This window comes from Limosilactobacillus sp. C0001E2 (assembly GCF_056590915.1).
This window is the reverse complement of sequence record NZ_JBWPXC010000023.1, coordinates 1-1,111: the sequence shown is the minus strand read 5'-3', so window position 1 is coordinate 1,111 and position 1,111 is coordinate 1. Positions and strand designations below refer to the sequence as shown.

Annotated in this window: 1 pseudogene; it reads left to right on the top strand. The window is 44.9% G+C overall.

Annotated elements, in window-relative coordinates:
* Positions 1–286: 286 nt before the first annotated feature.
* A pseudogene (locus tag AC1EKL_RS08730) lies at positions 287–1,111 on the top strand (hypothetical protein); the annotation flags it as partial.

Here is a 1,111-nt window from a genome sequence, read left to right as displayed (position 1 = left end):
TCAGGCTAATGATCGTACTCAAGTTGTTAGTGCAAGTACGAACGTTAATGACCAAACGGCTGCGCTGACATCCACGAATAAGAGTAGTGCTGATCAAGCTAATAATGGTGAACAAACGACGGTAACTACTAATGATTACCAAACGAGTGCCCAGGAAGCCAGCTTTTTAGCGGAGAGTAAAGTTGCCACGGCGCAAAATGGTTGGGTTAAACAGGCCAATGGCGATCAGGCCTACTATCGTAATGGACAATTGGATTCGGGGCGTGAATACGTACAACTACCAACCATGAATCAAACGAGTGGGAGTAGTTATTACTTAATGCAAGATGGGGTGGCCCAATCGGGCCTGCAAGAATGGCAAGGGACATATTGGTATTTTGATCCCGATACCTATCAGTTGGTTAAAAATAACTATGTCGATCCGGATGGAGATAATAGTGGCTACTTAACAGACCAAAACGGGGCCGCATTAAGTGGGATTCAAAAATGGCAAGGAACGTATTATGCCTTTGACCGGGATAATTACCGGTTAGTGAAGAACCAAAAGTTTAATGAATGGGGCTATCAGTACCAGATTGATGATCAAGGACGGGTCGCTAGTGGACTGTATAAAGAAGCGAATGGAGACATTTATTATTACAGTCCGGTTTCTTTCCTCAAAGAGAAAAATACGTATATCGTTCCAGAAGGAACGAACGATGGCTACCTGTTTGGTAATGATGGGAAAGCTTTAACCGGTGTTCAAAAGTGGCAGGGGACGTATTACTACTTTGACCCGACAACCAAACAACTAGTGCGGAACCAATATGTCCAATCCCAATGGGGATTGTGGTACATGTTTGGCGACGATGGTAAGATTGTGACCGGGCCTAAGATGTGGCAAGGCGCCATGTATTTCTTTGATCCTTCCAGCTACTTAGTAGTGAAGAATGATTATCGGGTTCCAGCCGGTTCAGACCGAGGTTACCTGTTGGGAGCAGATGGGAAAGCACTCACGGGAGTCCAAAAGTGGCAGGGGACGTATTACTACTTTGATCCAAGCACCTATCAATTGGTTAAGAATAACTATGTGCAATCGCAATGGGGCCAATGGTACATGTTTGGCGATGAT